The following is a 20,336-nucleotide window of genomic DNA, read 5'->3' on the forward strand; positions in this document are numbered from 1 at the left end:
TCACTTTTTATTTTTCATATTTCGACATAAAAAGGTAGAGGTTCTGACCAGAAAACTGGAGGGGCATGATTCTATAACAGAAAGCTTAACGTTTATAGAATTATGCCTTTTTATATAGGGAGGGCAGAAAGTAGGGATTTCGATTTAAATGCACTAATTTATCTGAATTTTAAGTTTTATAAAAGGAGAGAAATAGAATGAGAAGAAAAGCGCCATTTAAAGTGCTATCATCTTTAGCAATTGCGGCAATTATCGGATGCACATCTGTAATGAGTACTCCGCTAGCATACGCAGAAACGCCAGCAAAAGAGAAAGATAATGTATCTACAACACCAATTGATTACAATTTAATTCAAGAAGATCGTTTAGCGGAAGCGTTGAAAGAAAGAGGAACAATTAATCCAGCATCTTCTAAAGAAGAGACGAAAAAGGCTGTAGAAAAGTATATTGAAAAGAAACAAGGCGATCAGGCAAATAAAGAAATCCTACCAGCGGATACTGCTAAAGAGGCATCTGATTTTGTGAAAAAAGTAAAAGAGAAAAAAATGGAAGAAAAGGAAAAGGTAAAAAAACCTGAAAAAAATGTTAGCCCTGAGCAAAAGCCAGAACCAAATAAAAAACAATTGAATGGGCAAGTCCCAACTTCTAAAGCAAAGCAAGCGCCATATAAAGGGTCAGTTCGAACTGATAAAGTATTAGTATTACTCGTTGAATTTAGTGATTATAAACATAATAATATTGATCAAACACCAGGGTATATGTATTCGAATGACTTTAGTAGAGAGCATTATCAAAAAATGTTATTTGGTAATGAACCGTACACATTATTTGATGGTTCGAAAGTAAAAACATTTAAACAATATTATGAAGAGCAATCAGGCGGAAGTTATAAGACGGATGGATATGTAACGGAATGGCTAACTGTTCCAGGAAAAGCGTCTGACTACGGTGCTGATGGTAGTAGTGGTCACGATAATAAAGGGCCAAAAGGCGCACGTGATTTAGTGAAAGAAGCTTTACATGCAGCTGCTGAGAAAGGGCTAGATTTATCTCAATTTGATCAATTTGATAGATATGATACAAATGGTGATGGAAATCAAAATGAACCTGATGGTGTAATTGATCATTTAATGGTAATCCATGCTGGCGTTGGTCAAGAAGCTGGTGGCGGTAAATTAGGTGATGATGCAATTTGGTCACATCGTTCAAAATTAGCAATAGATCCAGTAGCGGTTGAAGGTACAAAATCAAAGGTAGATTACTTTGGTGGAAAAGTAGCGGCGCATGATTATACAATTGAACCAGAGGATGGAGCAGTAGGTGTATTTGCGCATGAATTTGGACATGATCTTGGCTTACCTGATGAATATGACACGAAATATACTGGAACTGGTTCACCTGTCGAAGCGTGGTCATTAATGAGTGGAGGTAGTTGGACAGGGAAAATTGCAGGAACAGAGCCAACTAGTTTCTCACCACAAAATAAAGACTTCTTACAAAAGAATATGGGTGGCAACTGGGCAAAAATTTTAGAAGTAGATTACGATAAAATTAAGCGTGGAGTAGGAGTTCCTACATATATTGATCAAAGTGTTACAAAATCCAATCGTCCAGGCGTTGTACGTGTTAACTTACCAGGTAAAAGTGTTGAAACGATTAAACCGGAGTTTGGAAAGCATGCATATTATAGTACAAGAGGCGATGATATGCATACAACATTAGAAACACCATTCATTGATTTAACAAAAGGAACAAATGCGAAATTCGATTATAAAGCAAATTATGAGTTAGAAGCAGAGTGTGATTTTGTTGAAGTACATGCAGTAACAGAAGATGGAACGAAAACATTAATTGAGAGACTTGGAGAAAAAGTAGTCCAAGAAGATAAAGATACAACAGATGGGAAATGGATGGATAAATCATATGATTTAAGTCAATTTAAAGGGAAAAAGGTGAAACTGCAATTCGATTATATTACAGATCCTGCTGTAACATATAAAGGTTTTGCGATGGATAATGTAAATGTAACTGTTGATGGACAAGTTGTATTTTCTGATGATACAGAAGGACAGGCTAAAATGAATGTAAATGGTTTTGTTGTTTCTGATGGAACAGAGAAGAAAGCTCATTATTACTACCTAGAGTGGAGAAACTATGCGGGGTCAGATAACGGATTAAAAGCAGGAAAAGGTCCAGTGTATAATACAGGTCTTGTCGTTTGGTATGCAGATGATAGCTTTAAAGATAACTGGGTTGGGGTGCATCCAGGTGAAGGCTTCCTTGGTGTTGTAGACTCTCATCCAGAAGCACTTGTTGGTAATTTAAACGGGAAACCAGCGTATGGTAATACAGGCATGCAAATTGCAGACGCTGCATTTTCATTTGATCAAACACCAGCATGGAGTGTAAACTCATTAACACGTGGACAGTTTAACTATTCTGGATTACAAGGTGTTACAACTTTTGATGATTCAAAAGTATATAGTAACAAACAAATTGCAGACGCAGGAAGAAAAGTTCCAAACCTTGGACTTAAATTCCAAGTTGTTGGACAGGCAGACGATAAATCGGCAGGCGCTGTTTGGATTAAACGTTAATAATATAAAAGCACATTCTTCCTATGGAGAATGTGCTTTTTAATTTGTACAGTAAGTTATTATTTTAGCCTATGTAATACAAGTTTCTGTTCATATGTAGTGTATCAAATTATGTGGGGATAGGAAATATTTCCGAGGAAATTGTCGAAGTATCATCGGTATTTATACACTTTTTTTGTAAAAGGAGAAATGTAGTATTGTCTTTATACATAAGTTTATTTACAGTATTACTTGTTTATATAAAAAAGTAATATAGATTAGGCGAAAAAAGACAATGATGGAGTTATCCCATCATTGTCTTTTTTACTTTGCTTTTTGCTTTACTTTTTATTTTGCTTCTTACATAAATCATTCCAGCGAATGTTAATAAGAATGCAGTTCCGATAACGAAGCTGACGCTAGGGGATGCCCCGATTACACCAACTGTAAAGGATCCAGCAACAACTCCTAATGAGAAGAAAGCATAAAACAATCCGAATGCTTTTCCGCGCTTATTATCTGTCGTATTTTCAACAAGTAATGCATTTATCGATGGGAAAAGGATAGCAAATCCAATGCCATAAATCATCATAACGATAAAGAGCATACCTTTTGTTGCGAATAATCCAAGTAATGATAACGCAAATGCCATTACTGCAATACCAATTAGCATGAGTTTTGAACGATTAAATCGATCATAAATACGGTTTGTTGGCAGCAAGAAGAAGAGGATAGCGGTAATGCCGAATACACTTAACATCATGCCTGTTGTAGATGCTTTAAGTGCTAATGCCTCAACTTTCACTGGTAGCATATACGTGACAATTCCTTGTGAAAACATTAGCGTGAAAGCACCAATATATGCTTGCAATAACGGTTCTGATTTCAATAGTTCAATCATATCTTCTTTGTTCATCATTTGTGTTCTTGAAGTATCTTTTCTTGATACGTTATTTGGTAAGAAGAATAGAGATACGATTGTACCAAGGACCATTAAAATAGAAATGGTAATGAACACCCACTCTATACCAGCAGTTGCTTTCATAATTCCACTGAAAGCAGGTCCTACAATTGCCGCTGTTCCAACAGCAGCACCAGATAGAGCCATTGCCTTACCTTGTCTTGCTGAACTTGTTTGTTTTGATAAAAACGTAAAGGCAGCAGGAATTAAAAATCCGTCACTAAAGCCGTGCATAAAGCGCACAACTAATAGTTGTTCACCACTTTGAACAACGGTGTATAACAAGACTATGAAACTCGTAAGTCCCATGCTTATATAAAGTATTTTTTTTGCACCAAATTTATCGACAGCAGCGCCAGCAATAATATTACCGATCATATTAGCGAATGAGTACATACCGACAACTAGCCCAATAATAAGAGGAGATCCTCCAAGACTTTGAGCGAACGTACTCATAATAGGTAATTGTGAAAATGTATCTAGAAACGCTACGATAACAATAAAGTAAATAAAATATTTCAAGCGATATTCACCTCTCCTCTGCTATTATGGCATAATGCTAATTTCAACCGCAATGAAATTAGCATTAACAGATGTGGAAAAAAGTACAAAGTGACAAAATATTGAACGTTATTTGTTAAAATTTAGTGGAAATGATATTGTTTTTTTGAAATATATGGATAGAAGTATTATAATAGATTTGTAAACTTCACCAGGTTAAGTATATACGTAGAGAGGGATGTATAAAATGAAAGCATTACTTTGGCATAATCAACGCGATGTACGAGTAGAAGAAGTACCAGAACCAACTGTAAGACCAGGAGCAGTTAAGATTAAAGTGAAATGGTGTGGTATCTGCGGAACAGACTTGCATGAATATTTAGCAGGACCTATTTTTATTCCAACAGAAGAGCACCCATTAACACACGTAAAAGCACCGGTTATTTTAGGTCATGAGTTTAGTGGTGAGGTAGTTGAAATCGGTGAAGGCGTTACTTCTCATAAAGTGGGAGATCGCGTCGTTGTAGAACCAATTTATTCTTGTGGTAAATGTGAAGCTTGTAAACATGGACATTACAATGTTTGTGAACAACTTGTTTTCCACGGTCTTGGCGGAGACGGCGGCGGTTTCTCTGAATATACAGTAGTACCAGAAGATATGGTCCACCATATTCCTGATGAAATGACATATGAACAAGGTGCACTTGTAGAACCAGCAGCGGTAGCAGTTCATGCAGTACGTCAAAGTAAATTAAAAGAAGGGGAAGCTGTAGCAGTATTTGGTTGTGGTCCAATTGGACTTCTTGTCATTCAAGCAGCTAAAGCAGCAGGAGCAACTCCTGTTATTGCAGTAGAACTTTCTAAAGAACGTCAAGAGTTAGCAAAATTAGCAGGTGCGGATTATGTATTAAATCCAGCTACTCAAGATGTACTAGCAGAAATTCGTAACTTAACAAATGGTTTAGGTGTAAATGTGAGCTTTGAAGTAACAGGTGTCGAAGTAGTACTTCGTCAAGCGATTGAAAGTACAAGCTTTGAAGGACAAACTGTAATTGTTAGTGTGTGGGAAAAAGATGCGACAATTACGCCAAACAACCTTGTACTAAAAGAAAAAGAAGTTATCGGTATTCTTGGATACCGTCATATCTTCCCAGCTGTTATTAAATTAATTAGCTCTGGCCAAATTCAAGCAGAGAAATTAATTACGAAAAAAATCACAGTAGATCAAGTTGTTGAAGAAGGATTTGAAGCACTTGTAAAAGATAAAACACAAGTGAAAATTCTTGTTTCACCTAAATAATAGAGAATAGTAAAAAGTAGCCCTTTTCTAGAAATAGAAGAGGGCTACTTTTTTTCTATACAGAAAGGTGATAGACTTTCCTTTAACTACAGGTATTTTGTTTGGAAGGGGTAGTCTAATGCTTTCATTTATGTTGACATTGAAACGAATGCTAAAAGCTTGTTTACGAGCATGGAAAGATAAAGAATTTCAAGTATTATTCGTATTAACATTTTTAACATTAACATCTGGTACAATTTTTTATAGTACAGTTGAAGGATTACGTCCTCTTGACGCTTTATATTTTAGTGTGGTCACGTTGACGACTGTCGGTGATGGGGATTTTAGTCCGCAAACTGATTTCGGAAAGATATTTACAATCTTATACATATTTATTGGGATTGGATTAGTGTTTGGATTTATTCATAAGTTGGCAGTTAATGTACAACTGCCAAGTATATTATCGAATAGAAAAAAAGAGTAAAGCATGTGGATGCTTTACTCTTTTAAACGTATACAACTAATTTTATTAATAAAACTTTCAATTATTAATAGTTATCATAGCTCCAAGATTTTATTTACTATCTGTTGGAGCACTTTATCTGCGGTATTTCGAAAAAGCTCTGTTGAAAATTCTTTACATCTTTTTTTAATAGTTGATTCAAAAAGATCTCTATCTTCCGCCTTGCTAGCATGAAGAGCTTCAATACTGGCTTCTTTTACATCAGAATCAATTTTAATAGCTTCTATTACTTTTTCCAACTCTGAACCAAGTTCTTTCCAGTCATAGTTATCTACTTTATTAGTTTTAAGGTTATTATTATTACCAAAATTTGCTCCATTTATTGAAGAATCTTTAATATCTCGAATCTTCACGGAATTATCTTCATTTCTCTTATTAAAACTATCTTTATTATGAGAGTTCACATTGGCTCCCTCTTGAATAGTAGTATCAATAACATTGTTGTCTCCATTTACTTTGTAATCATTTCCATAAACTATTTTCTGCTCTTCTATCTTTACTATATATTCCATATTTTTATTATTAAAAGAATTTTCTACAATAGACTTAGCTTTTTCTAGAAAAGACTTATCTGAAAAGTAAATTCGATAGTACTGACCTGAGTTCATTTGAAAATTCAAATATAAATTATTACTTAAATATGATTTATAAACCGACCAAATATATAGCCCTGATCCAATCCCTCCAATAAATCCAACCGATGGAATTTGGAACATAAAGAAGCAAGATATTAAAAAGATAACTATTGCAAGATAAGGGATTCTTAATTTCTTTTTACCCGCGTATACAACTGCTATATTACTTAAATGTAAAGTAATATCATTAAACTTCAAAATATTATCCTTAATCATAATCGTCTCAGTGACTATTTCTTTATCATCTGAAGCAATTAAATTTGAAAAACTTTTCTCCATATTAATTCACTCTCTCCTAAAATAGTACTTCTGTCTCTAATAGTAAAAAACTGCTAAAATAAAACTATGTATATTAATATTAAAATATAAATAGTTTTATTTCAATATCCTAATATGTGTTTTTTGAATTATATATATCTATGCTAAAAATGAAGCAATACTTACTTCTTGATAAAAAATGAATCATAGGAAAAGTGAAGATTCTTCAATACAGAAAAGTGATAGACTTTCCTTTAACTACAGGTATTTTGTTTGGAAGGAGAAGTCTAATGCTTTCATTTATGTTGACATTGAAACGAATGCTAAAAGCTTGTTTACGAGCGTGGAAAGATAAAGAATTTCAAGTGTTATTCGTATTAACATTTTTAACATTAACATCTGGTACAATTTTTTATAGTACAGTTGAAGGATTACGTCCTCTTGACGCTTTATATTTTAGTGTGGTCACGTTGACGACTGTCGGTGATGGGGATTTTAGTCCGCAAACTGATTTCGGAAAGATATTTACAATCTTATACATATTTATTGGGATTGGATTAGTGTTTGGATTTATTCATAAGTTGGCAGTTAATGTACAACTGCCAAGTATATTATCGAATAGAAAAAAAGAGTAAAGCATGTGAATGCTTTACTCTTTTTTTACATTAGTTTTGACAATCATTCGTAGTAGCTTAACAATACTTTATTACAATATAAGTGCATTCATTCATTATATTCACTATGTATAAAGTTATAATGATATGAAAATTTGCATATTTTAATTTATTGATAGAAATTTCATGAAAGGTGGGATATTCTAGTCATAGGTTAACCGGACGACATCTTAGGATCCTAACAAAAAGTTTACAATAATTCAATTATAAAATGGAGGATTTCAGATGAAAAAGAAAGTACTTGCTTTAGCAGCAGCTATTACATTAGTAGCGCCATTACAAAGTGTTGCATTTGCACATGAAAATGATGGGGGAAGTAAAATAAAAATAGTTCACCGCTGGTCTGCTGAAGATAAGCATAAAGAAGGCGTAAACTCTCATTTATGGATTGTAAACCGTGCCATTGATATTATGTCTCGCAATACAACACTTGTAAAACAAGATCGAGTTGCACAATTAAATGAATGGCGTACAGAGTTAGAGAACGGTATTTACGCTGCTGACTATGAAAATCCTTATTATGATAATAGCACATTTGCTTCACATTTCTATGATCCAGACAATGGAAAAACATATATTCCATTTGCAAAGCAGGCAAAAGAAACTGGGGCTAAATATTTTAAATTAGCTGGTGAGTCATACAAAAATAAAGATATGAAACAAGCATTCTTCTATTTAGGATTATCTCTTCATTATTTAGGAGATGTAAACCAACCGATGCATGCGGCAAACTTTACAAATCTTTCATACCCACAAGGATTCCATTCTAAATATGAAAACTTTGTAGATACGATAAAAGATAATTATAAAGTAACGGATGGAAATGGATATTGGAACTGGAAAGGTACAAATCCAGAAGAGTGGATTCATGGAGCGGCAGTAGCAGCGAAACAAGATTACTCTGGAATTGTAAATGATAATACGAAAGATTGGTTCGTAAAAGCAGCTGTATCACAAGAATATGCAGATAAATGGCGCGCTGAAGTTACACCAATGACAGGTAAGCGATTAATGGATGCACAACGTGTTACTGCCGGATACATTCAGCTTTGGTTTGATACGTACGGAGATCGTTAAGTATTTAAAAAAAGGTCAAATCTCATAATAGAGTATTTGGCCTTTTTATCACTATACACATGGAGGTATGAAACGTGAAAGGTAATTTGCTAAAAGGTGTACTTAGCTTTGGAATTGGTTTAGGAGTTTTATACGGAGGATCTTCAGCTCAGGCAGAGATGTCTACAGATCAAAATAACAATTTGAAAGTGATGACGCATAACGTGTACATGCTATCAACAAACTTATATCCGAACTGGGGACAAAGCGAGCGTGCTGATTTAATTGGGGCAGCGGATTATATTAAGAATCAGGATGTAGTTATATTAAATGAAGTGTTTGATAATAGCGCATCAGATCGTTTGTTAGGGAATTTGAAGAAAGAATATCCAAATCAAACAGCGGTATTAGGCCGTAGTAACGGAAACGAATGGGATAAAACGTTAGGTAGCTATTCATCTTCAACTCCTGAAGATGGGGGAGTTGCAATCGTGAGCAAATGGCCGATCGTTGAAAAGGTTCAATATGTATTTGCAAAAGGATGCGGGCCAGATAATTTATCGAATAAAGGATTTGTATACACGAAAATTAAGAAAAATGATCGTTTCGTTCATGTAATTGGGACGCATTTGCAGGCTGAAGATAGTATGTGCGGAAAAACTTCACCTGCATCTGTACGTACAAATCAGTTAAAAGAAATTCAAGATTTTATAAAAAATAAGAATATACCAAATAACGAGTACGTTCTATTTGGTGGTGATATGAACGTGAACAAAATAAATGCAGAGAACAATAGTGATTCAGAGTACGCATCCATGTTCAAAACATTGCACGCTTCTATTCCATCTTATACAGGACATACAGCAACTTGGGATGCGACGACAAACAGTATTGCGAAATATAATTTCCCTGATAGCCCTGCTGAACATTTAGATTATATTATTGCAAGTAAAGATCATGCGAATCCATCATTTATAGAGAATAAAGTATTACAACCGAAATCTCCACAGTGGACTGTTACATCATGGCTCAAAAAATATACGTATGATGATTATTCTGATCATTATCCAGTAGAGGCGACTATTTCTATGAAGTAGTCCTAAAAAAGTTTCTTCTTAAATAGGAAGAAACTTTTTTATTTTGTAAGAGGAAATTTAAACTTTCTTTCCAATATGTATAAGACATATAGAGAAGAGGAGAGAAAAAATGTGGATAGAGGAATTTTTAAAGAAGTTCCATTACCGTGTGCATTTTTGGATGAGGTGTCTTTAGATAGAAATATTCAATCGATTATAGAATTAAGTGGAAATAAGAAGATTCGTATAGCGAGTAAATCGTTACGTTCTGTTCCGGTTATGCGAAAGGTTTTAGCTGCAAATGATCGATTTCAAGGTATTATGTGTTTTTCACCTAGGGAGGCTTTGTTTTTAATTGAACAAGGATTCAATGATTTATTGCTCGGATATCCTGCTTATGATGAAAGAGCTTTACATGAAATAAGTTTGCTAACAAAGCAAGGGCTCATTATAACTTGTATGGTGGATTGTGAAGACCATATTGTTTATTTAGAAAAAATTGCTGAGAAATCTAAAGGGTGTTTTCGTGTTTGTTTGGATATTGATATGAGTAGTTATTTTTTTCAATTTCATTTTGGGGTCAAAAGATCACCAGTAAAAGATGTGCAAGGTGCTTTGAAAATAGTAAAAAGGGTGAAAGAATCATCATGTTTAATACTAGATGGTGTAATGGGATATGAAGCCCAAATTGCTGGGGTAGGAGATCACATACCGAATCAGCGAGTGAAAAGTAAAGTAATTTCGTATTTAAAGAAGAAATCGGTTTTAGAAATTAAAGACAGAAGAGGACATATCGTAAAACAAATACAAAACCTAGGTATTGAACTAAGGTTTATAAATGGGGGAGGCACAGGAAGTATAAAAACAACCGAGAAAGATAATGCGGTTTCGGAGATTACAATAGGTTCTGCTTTTTATGCCCCGAAGCTGTTTGATTATTATAAAGAGGTGCAATTTCATCCAGCTGTCGGATTTGCTTTACCAGTTGTGCGTAAACCAGCCCCATCTATTTACACTTGTCTAGGTGGTGGATATATTGCCTCAGGTGCAATTGGTAAAGATAAAGAACCTGAGATTTGGAGACCAAATGGTGCCAAACTATTAGCTTTAGAAGGCGCTGGCGAAGTGCAAACACCGATTTTTTATAACGGTGAGGAACGAGTAGAGATAGGAGATTCTATCTTGTTTCGCCATAGTAAAGCTGGTGAGTTATGTGAGCGTTTTCCTTTTTTATACCGTGTGAAAGAAGGAGAGATTGTTGGGGAGTATTCAACATATCGGGGGGATGGTCAATGCTTTCTATAAAGGGACAAAAATGGAGAAATTGGACAGGGAATGTAGAAGGAACGCCGCATTATACGATGTATCCAGAAAGTATACAAGATGTAGTAGAAGTTGTAGGGCTTGCTCGAAAAAAAGGGAAGAAAATTCGTGTTGTCGGTTCAGGACACTCATTTACACCTCTTGTGCAAACGGAAGAAATTTTAGTTTCTTTAGATAAATTGAAAGGTATTTTGGATATTGATGCAGAGAAGATGGTTGCCGAAGTATGGGCAGGAACAAAGTTACATGATTTAGGGAAGTTACTTGAAGAAAAAGGTTATGCACAAGAAAATTTAGGGGATATTGATTCACAATCTATTGCAGGAGCGATTAGTACAGGGACTCATGGAACGGGGATTACCTTTGGAAGTTTATCAACACAAGTTATAGAGATTACCGCAGTTTTATCTACAGGTGAGAGTATAGTTTGTTCGGAAACTGAGAATGTGGAATATTGGAGAGCCTTTCAGTTGTCGCTTGGAATGTTAGGTATCATTGTAAAAATAAAATTGAAGGTTATTCCAGCCTATTCACTCGTTTATAAAAGTGAAAAACAGTCATTATCTACGGTAATGAACAAGCTAGAAGAATATAAGAAGAATCGCCATTTTGAATTTTTCGTTTTTCCTTATTCAGATGAAGTGCAAGTAAAATTTACAAACGAAACAACGGGTAAAAAAAGTGACTTGAAATGGCATAAACTAAAGGTAGAGTTGCTTGAAAATAAGATGTTCTCTTTGTTATCTAAAGGATGTAAATGGTTTCCTTCTATAAGTAAAGGAGTAAGTCGATTATCGGCTAAAGCTGTACCGAATACAAAGATAGTTGGTCCGAGTTATGAAGTATTTGCTACATCGCGTGCGGTTCCATTTTATGAAATGGAGTATAGTGTTCCTTCAAAATATATGCGGGCCGTTGTAGAAGAGATTTCAAACCTTATTGAAAAGAAAAAATATAAAGTGCACTTCCCAATTGAATGCCGTTATGTGAAAAGGGATGATATATGGCTCAGTCCAGCGTATGGAAGGGATTCAGCGTATATTGCTGTTCATATGTATAAAGGTATGAAGTATGCTGCTTATTTTGGTGAGGTAGAGAAAATTTTTCTAAAGTATGAAGGACGCCCGCATTGGGGGAAAATGCATACGTTAACGTACGAAAAATTACAAAATATATATCCAGAAATGCATTCGTTTCTAAAGGCGAGGAAGTTACTAGATGAAGCAGAAATATTTTCAAATCCTTACACAGAAAAATTATTTACGATTATGAAAAAAAGCTGACAAAGTATTACTTGTCAGCTTTTTTTAGTATGATCGCATTTCTTGTTTGACTAATACGCTCGTAAAATAGTAATTTATCACGACTAAATACATGTAATAAAACATGAATAATAAATAGACCGTTAATTACAAATTGGAATAATAGTATAACTAGTAATACTAAAGGCTCTGTATGATTTAAGATAGAGCTACTCGAAAGAATATAATTGATTCCGCCTAAAATGAAATAGAATATCCCGTAACGAATGAATAATTCTTTTAGTGTAATACGCTCTGCTTGTCCTTTAATGTAAATCCGAAGCAACGCTTTTCCTATTGTTCTTCCATTCGTAAAGTATGGAATGATAATAAAGTAAATAAAGATTGAACATGTAATGAAAAAGAGTTCGTATACATTTGTGTAAGATTGGACATTAGAAATAAATAGAGAATTTCCTTTATTTTTAATGACAGGCACAACGATAGATAAGAACAGCCAATCAATTTGCATAGCGATAAGACGACGAACGAATCCGACTGGTTTTGTTTCCAAATCAATATGACTATCCAATTCGCTTGTTTTCGGAAGGAAGTACGTAAATATTGGTGCAATGATAAAACCAATTACGCCGCCTAATGTGTTTAAAAATAGATCATCGATATCGAATAAGCGATATGCACAATTGTATATACCGTATAGTCCAGTCACCTGTGTCAGTTCGAAAAATAGTGAAAGACAAAAAGAAATACAAACTGTTTGTAAGAAACTACGTCGGAAATAATAACGTAGATAAACACCGAATGGAACGGTTAATAGAACGTTAAATGCTACTTGTAAAAACGCAGATTCTTTTAATAAATAGAAATAAGTAGTTGGTTTCGCTAAAATTGCCGATGTATGATTACTAATCTCTTGTATGAAATAAAATGGTGAGAGTTGCATGTGCTGTGTATTAGCCGGTTGTAGGCTACAAGTATCATACGTTTGTGGTAACGGCAAAATAACAAGAAAATAGGCATTTAATAAATAGAGTAGTAATGAATACAAAATAAATGAGCGCCATTTATTTAAATAACCGTATTTTCGATAATTAAATATTAAAAATGGGATTAACAGAAACATTGCTAAAATAGGAAATAAAATAAATGCTGTTTTTACTGGAAATAAATATGCAGTCAAAATGAAGCTCCTTTCAATGAAAATTCGTTTATCATTATAACGTTAAAAGAACTTTAAAACAAAATTAAAATATTTCTAAATAGAAAAAATTTCAAATTTAAACGGGATTAAGTTATACTAAATTTAATATAAGGATATTGTGATTATTATAAGTTGAGAGAGGGTACAAGATATGCGGTATGAGCTTTTTTCTGTAAGTGGGGATCATATTACAACTTTTGAAAGTGCATGGCGTTTTCAGGAGGGAGAACAGATTTTTGTTCATGATGATCAAACAAAACGAAATTTTATTATTATCCGCCTAACGCATGATGTATTTCAACAAAATAAACATGTTATTCGTTTGTATTGTCAAGAAAAGAAAGTATACGCATAAAAGGGGCCCCTCTTACTGTACAGAAAGGTAAGAGGGGCTTTATCATTATAAAAATATAAAAAAGAGAGTCATCCTAGTTTAATAGAATGACTCTCTTTTCGATTTGTAAGTTTCACTTTATAAGAAAATAAGAGTAAGTACACCTACGATAATGCAATAGAAAGAGAAATATTTTAAATTTCCTTTTGCCATAATGTTCATAAACCATTTTAAAGAAATATACGTCATGATAAATGTTGCGATAAATGCAACGACATATGGTACGAATAATGTATCTAGGTTTGGATCTTTTGCAATGTCTGTAATACTTAGTAATAAACCACCTAAGCTAACAGGGATATACAGTAAGAATGAGAAACGAAGAGCTGTTTCTTGCTTCATACCAAGTAACATCGCTGCGACGATTGTTGCACCTGATCGGCTTATTCCAGGAATTAGTGCGCAAGCTTGTGCTAATCCGACGATAATTGCATCTTTCATAGAAAGATCGCCATCATTTTTACGTCCACGCAAGTTTCTAATAATCCAAAGGCCGACAGCAGTAATAAGAAGGGAAATCCCAACCATTTTCACGCCTTTTAAGTACTGGTCGATATAGTCTTTAAATAAAACACCAATAACGCCTGCTGGAATGGTCGCAATAACAAGGTAAATAATAAAGAAGAAATCTGATTTTGCATCTTCTGCTCTTGTAAATATATAAGATAGACCATTCTTCGTTAGACGAATTAAATCATTTCTATAAATAAGTAATACAGCTAATAATGAAGCTGAATTAACAAGTAGTTCGAAGCTAAACCCTTCTATTTTTAGTCCTAGCAAATGTTGTGCTAAAACGAGGTGACCGCTTGAAGAAATCGGAATTGGTTCTGTTAGTCCTTGGAACAGACCAAGAATTAAATATTTTAAAATGTAATGAAATTGTTCCATAAAAACCTCCTTGTTTATTAGTCGAAAGAAACAACTTGTTCATTATAACAAAGATACGGATGAATATTGAGAAGAAATAAATATTCGAAATATAATAAAAACCCCTTATAGCGCGCTATAAGGGGTTTTTATTATTAATGAGAAGCCGCTGTTTCTTGAAGACCTTTAGTCAATTGAACATCGACTTTTTCGGCATCATGAATGTGGTTCATAATAGTAGTATTTAATTTTTGGAACATTTGTTGTGTATTAGCGAATTCACGTAATATATCATCATTACAAGATTTTTGGTTTTCGATAGCTTTAATAACATTTGTAGCACCGCTTTGTAACGTTTGAATCATAATTAAAATGTTTTCAATTCTAGCGTTTGTATCGGCACTCATTTCTACACCTTCATCGACTAAATGCAAATTATCTTTTGTGTTATCGTATGCTTTTTCAATTTCTTCTTGAATTTTTTTCGTTAAGTTACCAATGTTTTTTGTACTTTCGGCTGTACTTTCCGCTAGTTTTCTTACTTCATTGGCAACGACAGCGAATCCTTTACCGTGCTCTCCAGCACGTGCAGCTTCAATACTCGCATTTAAAGCAAGTAAATTTGTTTGTGCTGCAATGTTTTGGATGACTTCTACAATTTGCTCGATTTCTTTTGAGCGCTCACTTAAATGATTCATACTATTAGACGTGCGCTGAGATTGTTCACCTAATTTATTAATTACAATAAGTAAACGATGAACAGATTCTTTTCCTTCATTAGAACAGTCAATGATTTCTTCAATTGACTGAATTAAGCTTTGTTCTTTTTGTAACATTTCATTATTCAATTCATTGGAATGTGTTGTACGCGTTGAAACATTTTCGAAACATGAATTTAATTGTTGAACTAAATTTTGAAGTGTATGGTGTTGATTATTTACGAGTTGATGCTCTTGAACGACGTTTTGCACACGGTCGTGAATAGAAGAAATGATCTCTTGTTTTTCAATATCTTTTTGTTTTAATTCTGCTTCTAGTTCTTGTATACGACTTTCTAATTGATCAATTTTATGTTGGAGTGATTTCTTTTGAGTAAACATATATTTATTTCAACCGCCTTTAGAAGTTATATTTTCTCTATATTTGGATTTTAGCATCTTTTATAATTTTTAAATATAGGAATTGTTAAATATTTAAGAATCTATTACATTTTATGCATAATTCCCTTTTTTTCGTCATGAAAAATAAACTGTATTTAATGGTATTGTAAACAAACTGTAAAATAAATCATGTATAACTGTATAAGAAGGGAGTCGGATTATGAACTATTTTAAGCGAATCAGTAGTCTAGTATTAGCAGGCATTATCAGTCTTTCTAGTACAGTCGCTGTAAAAGCAGAGTCAAACGACGAGAAACTTAACAACATGCAACAGCAATTGCAGCAAAACGATGCAGAGATGCAAAAGAAAGAGCAAGAGAAGCAAGCTGTTAATAAAGAAATTCAAGGTATCGAAAACGAACTACATAATTTAAATAATACAATTGCAAAAAATAAAGAGGATCAAGCTGCTATTCAACGTAAAATCGATGAAACACATAAGCAGATTGAGCAAAAAAAGAATGAAATTGTCGTTTTAGAGGATAAAGTCCTTGCTCGTAAGGATATTATGAGAAAACGTATGGTTTCTGTTCAAAACAGTTCAAATACAAGTTTAGTAGTAGAAGTTGTAGTAGAGTCAAAAAACTTTGCAGATTTCTTACAACGTATGAACGCAGTTTCTACTATTCTAGAAGCAGATAAAGAAATTTTACGTCTACAAGAACAAGATCTTCGTCAAATTGAAGAAGATAAGAAAACAATTGATGAAAAAGAAGAATCTTTAGTAGTAGACAAACAAAAATTAGCCAAAGCACAAGCTGAGTTGCAAGATAACTTGAAAAAGCGTCAAGCTAACTTACAAACAGTTCAAGCTAAATATAATCAGGTTGCAAGCCAACTTAATTTAGCAGCAGAAGAAAAAGCTAAAATCGAATCAAATATGAAAGCAGTTCAAGAAACAATTGCTCGTGAGCAAGAAGCAGCAAGAATTGCTGCAGAAGAGCGTGCAAAAGCAGAAGCAGCTGCAAAGGCTGAGCAAGAAGCTTTAGCTAAGGCACAGGCAGATGTTGCTGAAAAACAAAAGCAAAAGCAAGAGCAAGCTAGTAAGCCAGCTCAAACTAAAAATAATAATTCAAGTGTAGAACCTGCACAACCATCTAAACCAGCTGCTGGTGGAAGAGAAATCTATGTACATGCAACAGCTTATACAGCAGATCCAGGTGAAAATGGCTATGCACCAGGTCAACAAGTATATTCTGCATGGGGAGGCTATAACCTAACTGCAAACCCAGGAATGAAATTAATTGCAGTGGACCCATCTGTTATCCCATTAGGTTCTCGCGTATATGTTGAAGGATACGGAGAAGCAATTGCAGCAGATACTGGTGGCGCGATTAAAGGTCACAAAATTGATGTTTTAATGCCAGATAAAGCTTCATCTAGTAAATGGGGCAGAAAAAATGTTAAGCTTACAATTTTAAATTAACATGTAATCCAACTTTACAATATGTAAAGTTGGATTTTTTTGTAATTATAATGTTAAGTTAAGTTTACATTTTGTTAAGGATAGCATACAATGACGGTGAGAGGTGGTAAAATTGACCATTTTAAATAGAGTGAAGGAATTAAGAGCTCGGTTTAATTTTTCGCAAAGTGTATTAGCAGAAAAGGTTGGAGTGACAAGACAAACAATCGCGGCAATTGAAAAAGGGGATTATGTCCCTTCACTGTTATTAGCACTTACGATTTGCGATGTATTTCAGTTAAAGATGGAAGATGTGTTTGTTTTGAATAAGGAGGGGAAAGAGGATGAATAGACTCGTATTTTCTTATATGCTAAATGTACTTTTAATGGTATTAGCAGGTTGGGCGTTTATTGAGTTGTATTATTTTACTATTGAAGTCGCTAATTTTATTCAAACGGAGAGAGTACCATCTGAAATTTCACTGAGTTTAATGCCGCTAGGATTACTTTTAATATTTGGTATTGTATCGACTGTTCTTTATAAAATTCAAAAGAAAAAATATAAAGAGCTCTCGTATTGGATGTTTCCACTATTATTTCCTCAAGAGGATGAGAGGGAAAAGGCAATTACAGAAAAGGCTTGTCGTACTACATTTATGTCACTATGGTACGTGTTGCCTTGTGCGGTTGGTTTTTTAACTCTTTCTCCAATTGCTAATCTATATGTTCCTGCATATCCAATATATATTGCATTTAGTATTTTCTTTATTCAAATGACAATTTTTCACGTATCCTTATATCGAAATAAAATCGCTTAAAAAGAAACCTTCTTGCATTAGCAAGAAGGTTTCTTTTTAGCTTACACTTGTACATATAGCAATATTATCTTATCATTTTATATAGAGTAAGATTTTGTAAGGGAAAGGAATTGTATATGAATAAGCAAAGAATTTATAGTATAGTAGCAATCCTTCTATTTGTTGTAGGTGGTGTGTTAATCGGAAAGCCATTTTACGATGGATATCAGGCTGAAAAGAAACAGACTGAAAATGTGCAGGCTGTTCAAAAGATGGATTATGAAAAACATGAGACGGAATTTGTAGATGCTTCGAAAATTAATCAGCCAGACTTAGCAGAAGTAGCGAATGCATCATTAGATAAGAAACAAGTAATTGGTCGTATTTCGATCCCGAGTGTTTCATTAGAACTTCCAGTTTTAAAATCTTCTACTGAGAAAAACCTATTATCAGGTGCAGCAACAGTAAAAGAAAATCAAGTAATGGGAAAAGGGAACTATGCATTAGCAGGACATAATATGTCTAAAAAAGGTGTTTTATTTAGTGATATAGCTTCTTTGAAAAAAGGCGATAAAATTTATTTGTATGATAATGAAAACGAATATGAGTATGCGGTTACTGGTGTATCTGAAGTAACTCCTGATAAGTGGGAAGTTGTAGAGGATCATGGGAAAGATGAAATAACGCTTATTACATGTGTATCTGTGAAAGATAATTCTAAGCGTTACGTTGTTGCTGGTGATTTAGTAGGAACGAAGGCGAAGAAATAAAAAAAGATGAGGGATTTCCCTCATCTTTTTTTAATCCATCCATTTCACTAATTTCTTAGAAATTAGTAATAAAACACAACCTAATACAATTGCTACAGCTCCGATTACGGTAAATACTTCAGCATATCCAAGTGAAGTTGTGAAGCTTGCAAGTTGTCCGCCTAAAATGTTAGCGATTCCTGAGCTTGCTAACCATACTCCCATTAATAAAGAAGCAAGTTTTACTGGTGCAAGTGCACTAACCATTGATAGTCCAACAGGTGATAAGAATAGCTCACCTAACGTATGGAAAAGATACGTAAAGACGATAAATAGTAAGTTTGCTTTTTCTGTAATGTTATGTTCATCACTACCTGTTTTTAATGTAGCGATAACGAGAATGATATAACCGATACCAAGCAAGATCATACCAAGTCCCATTTTGGTTGGGATTTTTAAATCCCCGCGCTTGCGAGTTGCAAGTTTTGCCCATAATGCTGAAATGACTGGAGCAAGTAAAATAATAAATAATGGATTGACCGATTGGAACCAAGATGTTGGAACTTCCCATCCGAACACAGAGCGGTCTACAAATTTGTTTGTATATAATGTTAATGAGCTACCAGCCTGTTCAAAGCCAGCCCAGAAGAAGACAACGAAGCATGTTAAAATGACGATAACTGCGGTACGTTGTTTTTCTTTTTTTGTTAACGGTGTATCTCCTACTGATGGTTGTCCATCTGTTGTTTGTAAATCGCGAGTTGGTTTTTTACCGAGATCACCAAGGAAGCGATTTGATAGTGTTGTAAATAAAATTTGTCCAATGATCATTCCGATTGAAGCGGCTAAGAAACCGTAACGGAATCCGTAATGTACAACGCCATCAACCGTTGTTTTGAATAAATTTTCTGATAAAAATCCGCAAACGAGTGGAGCTAAAAATGATCCGACGTTAATACCCATATAGAAAATGGTAAATGCACTGTCACGTTTTGGATCATTCTCTTCGTATAATTCGCCAACAAGTGTAGAGATATTCGGTTTGAAGAATCCATTACCGATAATAATAAGCGCTAATCCGAGGTATAGGCCGACTTGGTTTTGCATGGCGAATAGTGTAAGGTTACCGATTGCCATTGTTATACCACCAATTGTGATGGCTTTTCGTCTACCTAGGAACCGGTCTGTTAAGTATCCACCAATCATTGGTGTGAAATAACAGGCTCCAGTATAAAATCCGTAAATGGAGAGTGCCCATGCGGGACTAAATCCAAGACCACCGCTTACTAAAGCTGTCGTTAAATATAATGTTAATAATCCTCGTAATCCATAGTAACTAAATCTTTCCCACATTTCTGTAAAGAAGAGTAAGTATAAACCTGGAGGATGTTTCTTTTTTCTTTGTTGTTCTCTTTCTAGTTGTATCGCTGATTCCATGTTATTTTCCTCCTGACACAAACAAAAACAAAGTTAATAATTTTGTACATTTAATATTTTACCTTATTAACTATTATAAGTCAATAAAGGTTGATTTTTCAGAAGAAATTGGAAAAGAGATATAGCTATAGAATGGGTGTTTCTTTTATGTTAGACTATGGACTATGTTTTCTTTGTAAGGAAGCGGGTTATTGCACTT

18 protein-coding genes and 1 pseudogene are annotated in these 20,336 nt (G+C 34.1%); 13 read left to right on the top strand and 6 right to left on the bottom strand.

Features of this window, described 5'->3' with window-relative positions; translation table 11 throughout:
- The first annotated feature begins 197 nt into the window (after window positions 1-197).
- Complete coding sequence (inhA2, locus tag ILT06_RS26840) at window positions 198-2,597, top strand: M6 family metalloprotease immune inhibitor InhA2 (RefSeq protein WP_064477074.1); 2,400 nt, start codon at window positions 198-200, stop codon at window positions 2,595-2,597.
- 283 nt (window positions 2,598-2,880) lie between these two features.
- Here inhA2 and ILT06_RS26845 read toward each other — a convergent pair whose 3' ends face one another.
- On the bottom strand, window positions 2,881-4,059 hold the full coding sequence (locus tag ILT06_RS26845; RefSeq protein WP_064477073.1) for an MFS transporter: 1,179 nt from the start codon (window positions 4,057-4,059) through the stop codon (window positions 2,881-2,883).
- Window positions 4,060-4,285: 226 nt separating this feature from the next.
- Here ILT06_RS26845 and bdhA point away from each other — a divergent pair, with 226 nt between their 5' ends.
- Together bdhA and ILT06_RS26855 are read left to right on the top strand one after the other, a co-directional pair.
- A complete protein-coding gene (bdhA, locus tag ILT06_RS26850) occupies window positions 4,286-5,338 on the top strand; it encodes a (R,R)-butanediol dehydrogenase (protein ID WP_000645832.1) in 1,053 nt (350 codons plus the stop codon).
- Window positions 5,339-5,456: 118 nt separating this feature from the next.
- Window positions 5,457-5,801 carry a potassium channel family protein gene (locus ILT06_RS26855; RefSeq protein ID WP_000948235.1) on the top strand — a complete coding sequence of 115 codons (345 nt, stop codon included), beginning with the start codon at window positions 5,457-5,459 and terminating at the stop codon, window positions 5,799-5,801.
- A 74-nt stretch (window positions 5,802-5,875) separates the two neighbouring features.
- Here ILT06_RS26855 and ILT06_RS26860 read toward each other — a convergent pair whose 3' ends face one another.
- Window positions 5,876-6,754 carry a hypothetical protein gene (locus ILT06_RS26860; RefSeq protein ID WP_149174060.1) on the bottom strand — a complete coding sequence of 293 codons (879 nt, stop codon included), beginning with the start codon at window positions 6,752-6,754 and terminating at the stop codon, window positions 5,876-5,878.
- 269 nt (window positions 6,755-7,023) lie between these two features.
- On the opposite strand from ILT06_RS26860, the gene ILT06_RS26865 reads away from it, so the two are divergent.
- The 5 genes from ILT06_RS26865 (at window position 7,024) to ILT06_RS26885 (ending at window position 12,145) form a co-directional block, all read left to right on the top strand.
- Window positions 7,024-7,368: a potassium channel family protein gene (locus tag ILT06_RS26865; protein ID WP_000948235.1), complete on the top strand. Its 345-nt coding sequence runs from the start codon at window positions 7,024-7,026 to the stop codon at window positions 7,366-7,368.
- A gap of 264 nt (window positions 7,369-7,632) precedes the next feature.
- The gene (gene cerA / locus ILT06_RS26870) at window positions 7,633-8,484 is read left to right on the top strand and encodes a phospholipase CerA (RefSeq protein WP_000731009.1); all 852 of its coding nucleotides are present in this window, start codon (window positions 7,633-7,635) and stop codon (window positions 8,482-8,484) included.
- A gap of 74 nt (window positions 8,485-8,558) precedes the next feature.
- Window positions 8,559-9,560, top strand: coding sequence for a sphingomyelinase C (gene sph, locus ILT06_RS26875; protein ID WP_064477072.1), 1,002 nt, complete (start codon window positions 8,559-8,561; stop codon window positions 9,558-9,560).
- Window positions 9,561-9,671: 111 nt separating this feature from the next.
- On the top strand, window positions 9,672-10,844 hold the full coding sequence (locus ILT06_RS26880; protein ID WP_222655668.1) for an amino acid deaminase/aldolase: 1,173 nt from the start codon (window positions 9,672-9,674) through the stop codon (window positions 10,842-10,844).
- Window positions 10,832-12,145, top strand: coding sequence for a D-arabinono-1,4-lactone oxidase (locus ILT06_RS26885; protein ID WP_064477070.1), 1,314 nt, complete (start codon window positions 10,832-10,834; stop codon window positions 12,143-12,145). The genes ILT06_RS26880 and ILT06_RS26885 overlap by 13 nt, the downstream gene beginning before the upstream one ends.
- Window positions 12,146-12,152: 7 nt before the next feature.
- Here the strand turns inward: ILT06_RS26885 and ILT06_RS26890 are convergent, their stop codons facing one another.
- Window positions 12,153-13,304: a VanZ family protein gene (locus tag ILT06_RS26890; RefSeq protein ID WP_064477069.1), complete on the bottom strand. Its 1,152-nt coding sequence runs from the start codon at window positions 13,302-13,304 to the stop codon at window positions 12,153-12,155.
- A gap of 172 nt (window positions 13,305-13,476) precedes the next feature.
- Here ILT06_RS26890 and ILT06_RS26895 point away from each other — a divergent pair, with 172 nt between their 5' ends.
- On the top strand, window positions 13,477-13,680 hold the full coding sequence (locus tag ILT06_RS26895; RefSeq protein ID WP_001268332.1) for a hypothetical protein: 204 nt from the start codon (window positions 13,477-13,479) through the stop codon (window positions 13,678-13,680).
- 117 nt (window positions 13,681-13,797) lie between these two features.
- Here the strand turns inward: ILT06_RS26895 and ILT06_RS26900 are convergent, their stop codons facing one another.
- Together ILT06_RS26900 and ILT06_RS33190 are read right to left on the bottom strand one after the other, a co-directional pair.
- Window positions 13,798-14,610 carry an undecaprenyl-diphosphate phosphatase gene (locus ILT06_RS26900; RefSeq protein ID WP_000434544.1) on the bottom strand — a complete coding sequence of 271 codons (813 nt, stop codon included), beginning with the start codon at window positions 14,608-14,610 and terminating at the stop codon, window positions 13,798-13,800.
- A 134-nt stretch (window positions 14,611-14,744) separates the two neighbouring features.
- Window positions 14,745-15,263 (bottom strand): annotated as a pseudogene (locus ILT06_RS33190) (methyl-accepting chemotaxis protein); the annotation flags it as partial.
- A 646-nt stretch (window positions 15,264-15,909) separates the two neighbouring features.
- Between ILT06_RS33190 and ILT06_RS26910 the strand changes: the two are divergent.
- The 4 genes from ILT06_RS26910 (at window position 15,910) to ILT06_RS26925 (ending at window position 18,721) form a co-directional block, all read left to right on the top strand.
- Window positions 15,910-17,175 carry a 3D domain-containing protein gene (locus tag ILT06_RS26910; RefSeq protein WP_064477067.1) on the top strand — a complete coding sequence of 422 codons (1,266 nt, stop codon included), beginning with the start codon at window positions 15,910-15,912 and terminating at the stop codon, window positions 17,173-17,175.
- A 112-nt stretch (window positions 17,176-17,287) separates the two neighbouring features.
- Window positions 17,288-17,506: a helix-turn-helix transcriptional regulator gene (locus ILT06_RS26915; protein ID WP_000154014.1), complete on the top strand. Its 219-nt coding sequence runs from the start codon at window positions 17,288-17,290 to the stop codon at window positions 17,504-17,506.
- Window positions 17,499-17,972, top strand: coding sequence for a hypothetical protein (locus tag ILT06_RS26920; protein WP_061675087.1), 474 nt, complete (start codon window positions 17,499-17,501; stop codon window positions 17,970-17,972). The genes ILT06_RS26915 and ILT06_RS26920 overlap by 8 nt, the downstream gene beginning before the upstream one ends.
- 116 nt (window positions 17,973-18,088) lie before the next feature.
- Entirely contained in the window at window positions 18,089-18,721 is a 633-nt protein-coding gene (locus tag ILT06_RS26925; RefSeq protein ID WP_001041721.1) for a class A sortase, read from the top strand.
- A 30-nt stretch (window positions 18,722-18,751) separates the two neighbouring features.
- Here the strand turns inward: ILT06_RS26925 and ILT06_RS26930 are convergent, their stop codons facing one another.
- The gene (locus ILT06_RS26930; RefSeq protein WP_088046963.1) at window positions 18,752-20,137 is read right to left on the bottom strand and encodes a peptide MFS transporter; all 1,386 of its coding nucleotides are present in this window, start codon (window positions 20,135-20,137) and stop codon (window positions 18,752-18,754) included.
- Window positions 20,138-20,336: the final 199 nt, after the last annotated feature.

Origin of the sequence: Bacillus sp. 17RED48, from assembly GCF_019837545.1 — a bacterium.
Lineage (GTDB): Bacteria > Bacillota > Bacilli > Bacillales > Bacillaceae_G > Bacillus_A > Bacillus_A wiedmannii.

Coding starts and splice junctions, on each gene's coding strand:
- inhA2 (WP_064477074.1), top strand. CDS start 198: ATGAGAAGAAAAGCGCCATTTAAAGTGCTATCATCTTTAGCAATTGCG.
- bdhA (WP_000645832.1), top strand. CDS start 4,286: ATGAAAGCATTACTTTGGCATAATCAACGCGATGTACGAGTAGAAGAA.
- ILT06_RS26855 (WP_000948235.1), top strand. CDS start 5,457: ATGCTTTCATTTATGTTGACATTGAAACGAATGCTAAAAGCTTGTTTA.
- ILT06_RS26860 (WP_149174060.1), bottom strand. CDS start 6,754: ATGGAGAAAAGTTTTTCAAATTTAATTGCTTCAGATGATAAAGAAATA.
- ILT06_RS26865 (WP_000948235.1), top strand. CDS start 7,024: ATGCTTTCATTTATGTTGACATTGAAACGAATGCTAAAAGCTTGTTTA.
- cerA (WP_000731009.1), top strand. CDS start 7,633: ATGAAAAAGAAAGTACTTGCTTTAGCAGCAGCTATTACATTAGTAGCG.
- ILT06_RS26885 (WP_064477070.1), top strand. CDS start 10,832: ATGCTTTCTATAAAGGGACAAAAATGGAGAAATTGGACAGGGAATGTA.
- ILT06_RS26895 (WP_001268332.1), top strand. CDS start 13,477: ATGCGGTATGAGCTTTTTTCTGTAAGTGGGGATCATATTACAACTTTT.
- ILT06_RS26900 (WP_000434544.1), bottom strand. CDS start 14,610: ATGGAACAATTTCATTACATTTTAAAATATTTAATTCTTGGTCTGTTC.
- ILT06_RS26910 (WP_064477067.1), top strand. CDS start 15,910: ATGAACTATTTTAAGCGAATCAGTAGTCTAGTATTAGCAGGCATTATC.
- ILT06_RS26920 (WP_061675087.1), top strand. CDS start 17,499: ATGAATAGACTCGTATTTTCTTATATGCTAAATGTACTTTTAATGGTA.
- ILT06_RS26925 (WP_001041721.1), top strand. CDS start 18,089: ATGAATAAGCAAAGAATTTATAGTATAGTAGCAATCCTTCTATTTGTT.
- ILT06_RS26930 (WP_088046963.1), bottom strand. CDS start 20,137: ATGGAATCAGCGATACAACTAGAAAGAGAACAACAAAGAAAAAAGAAA.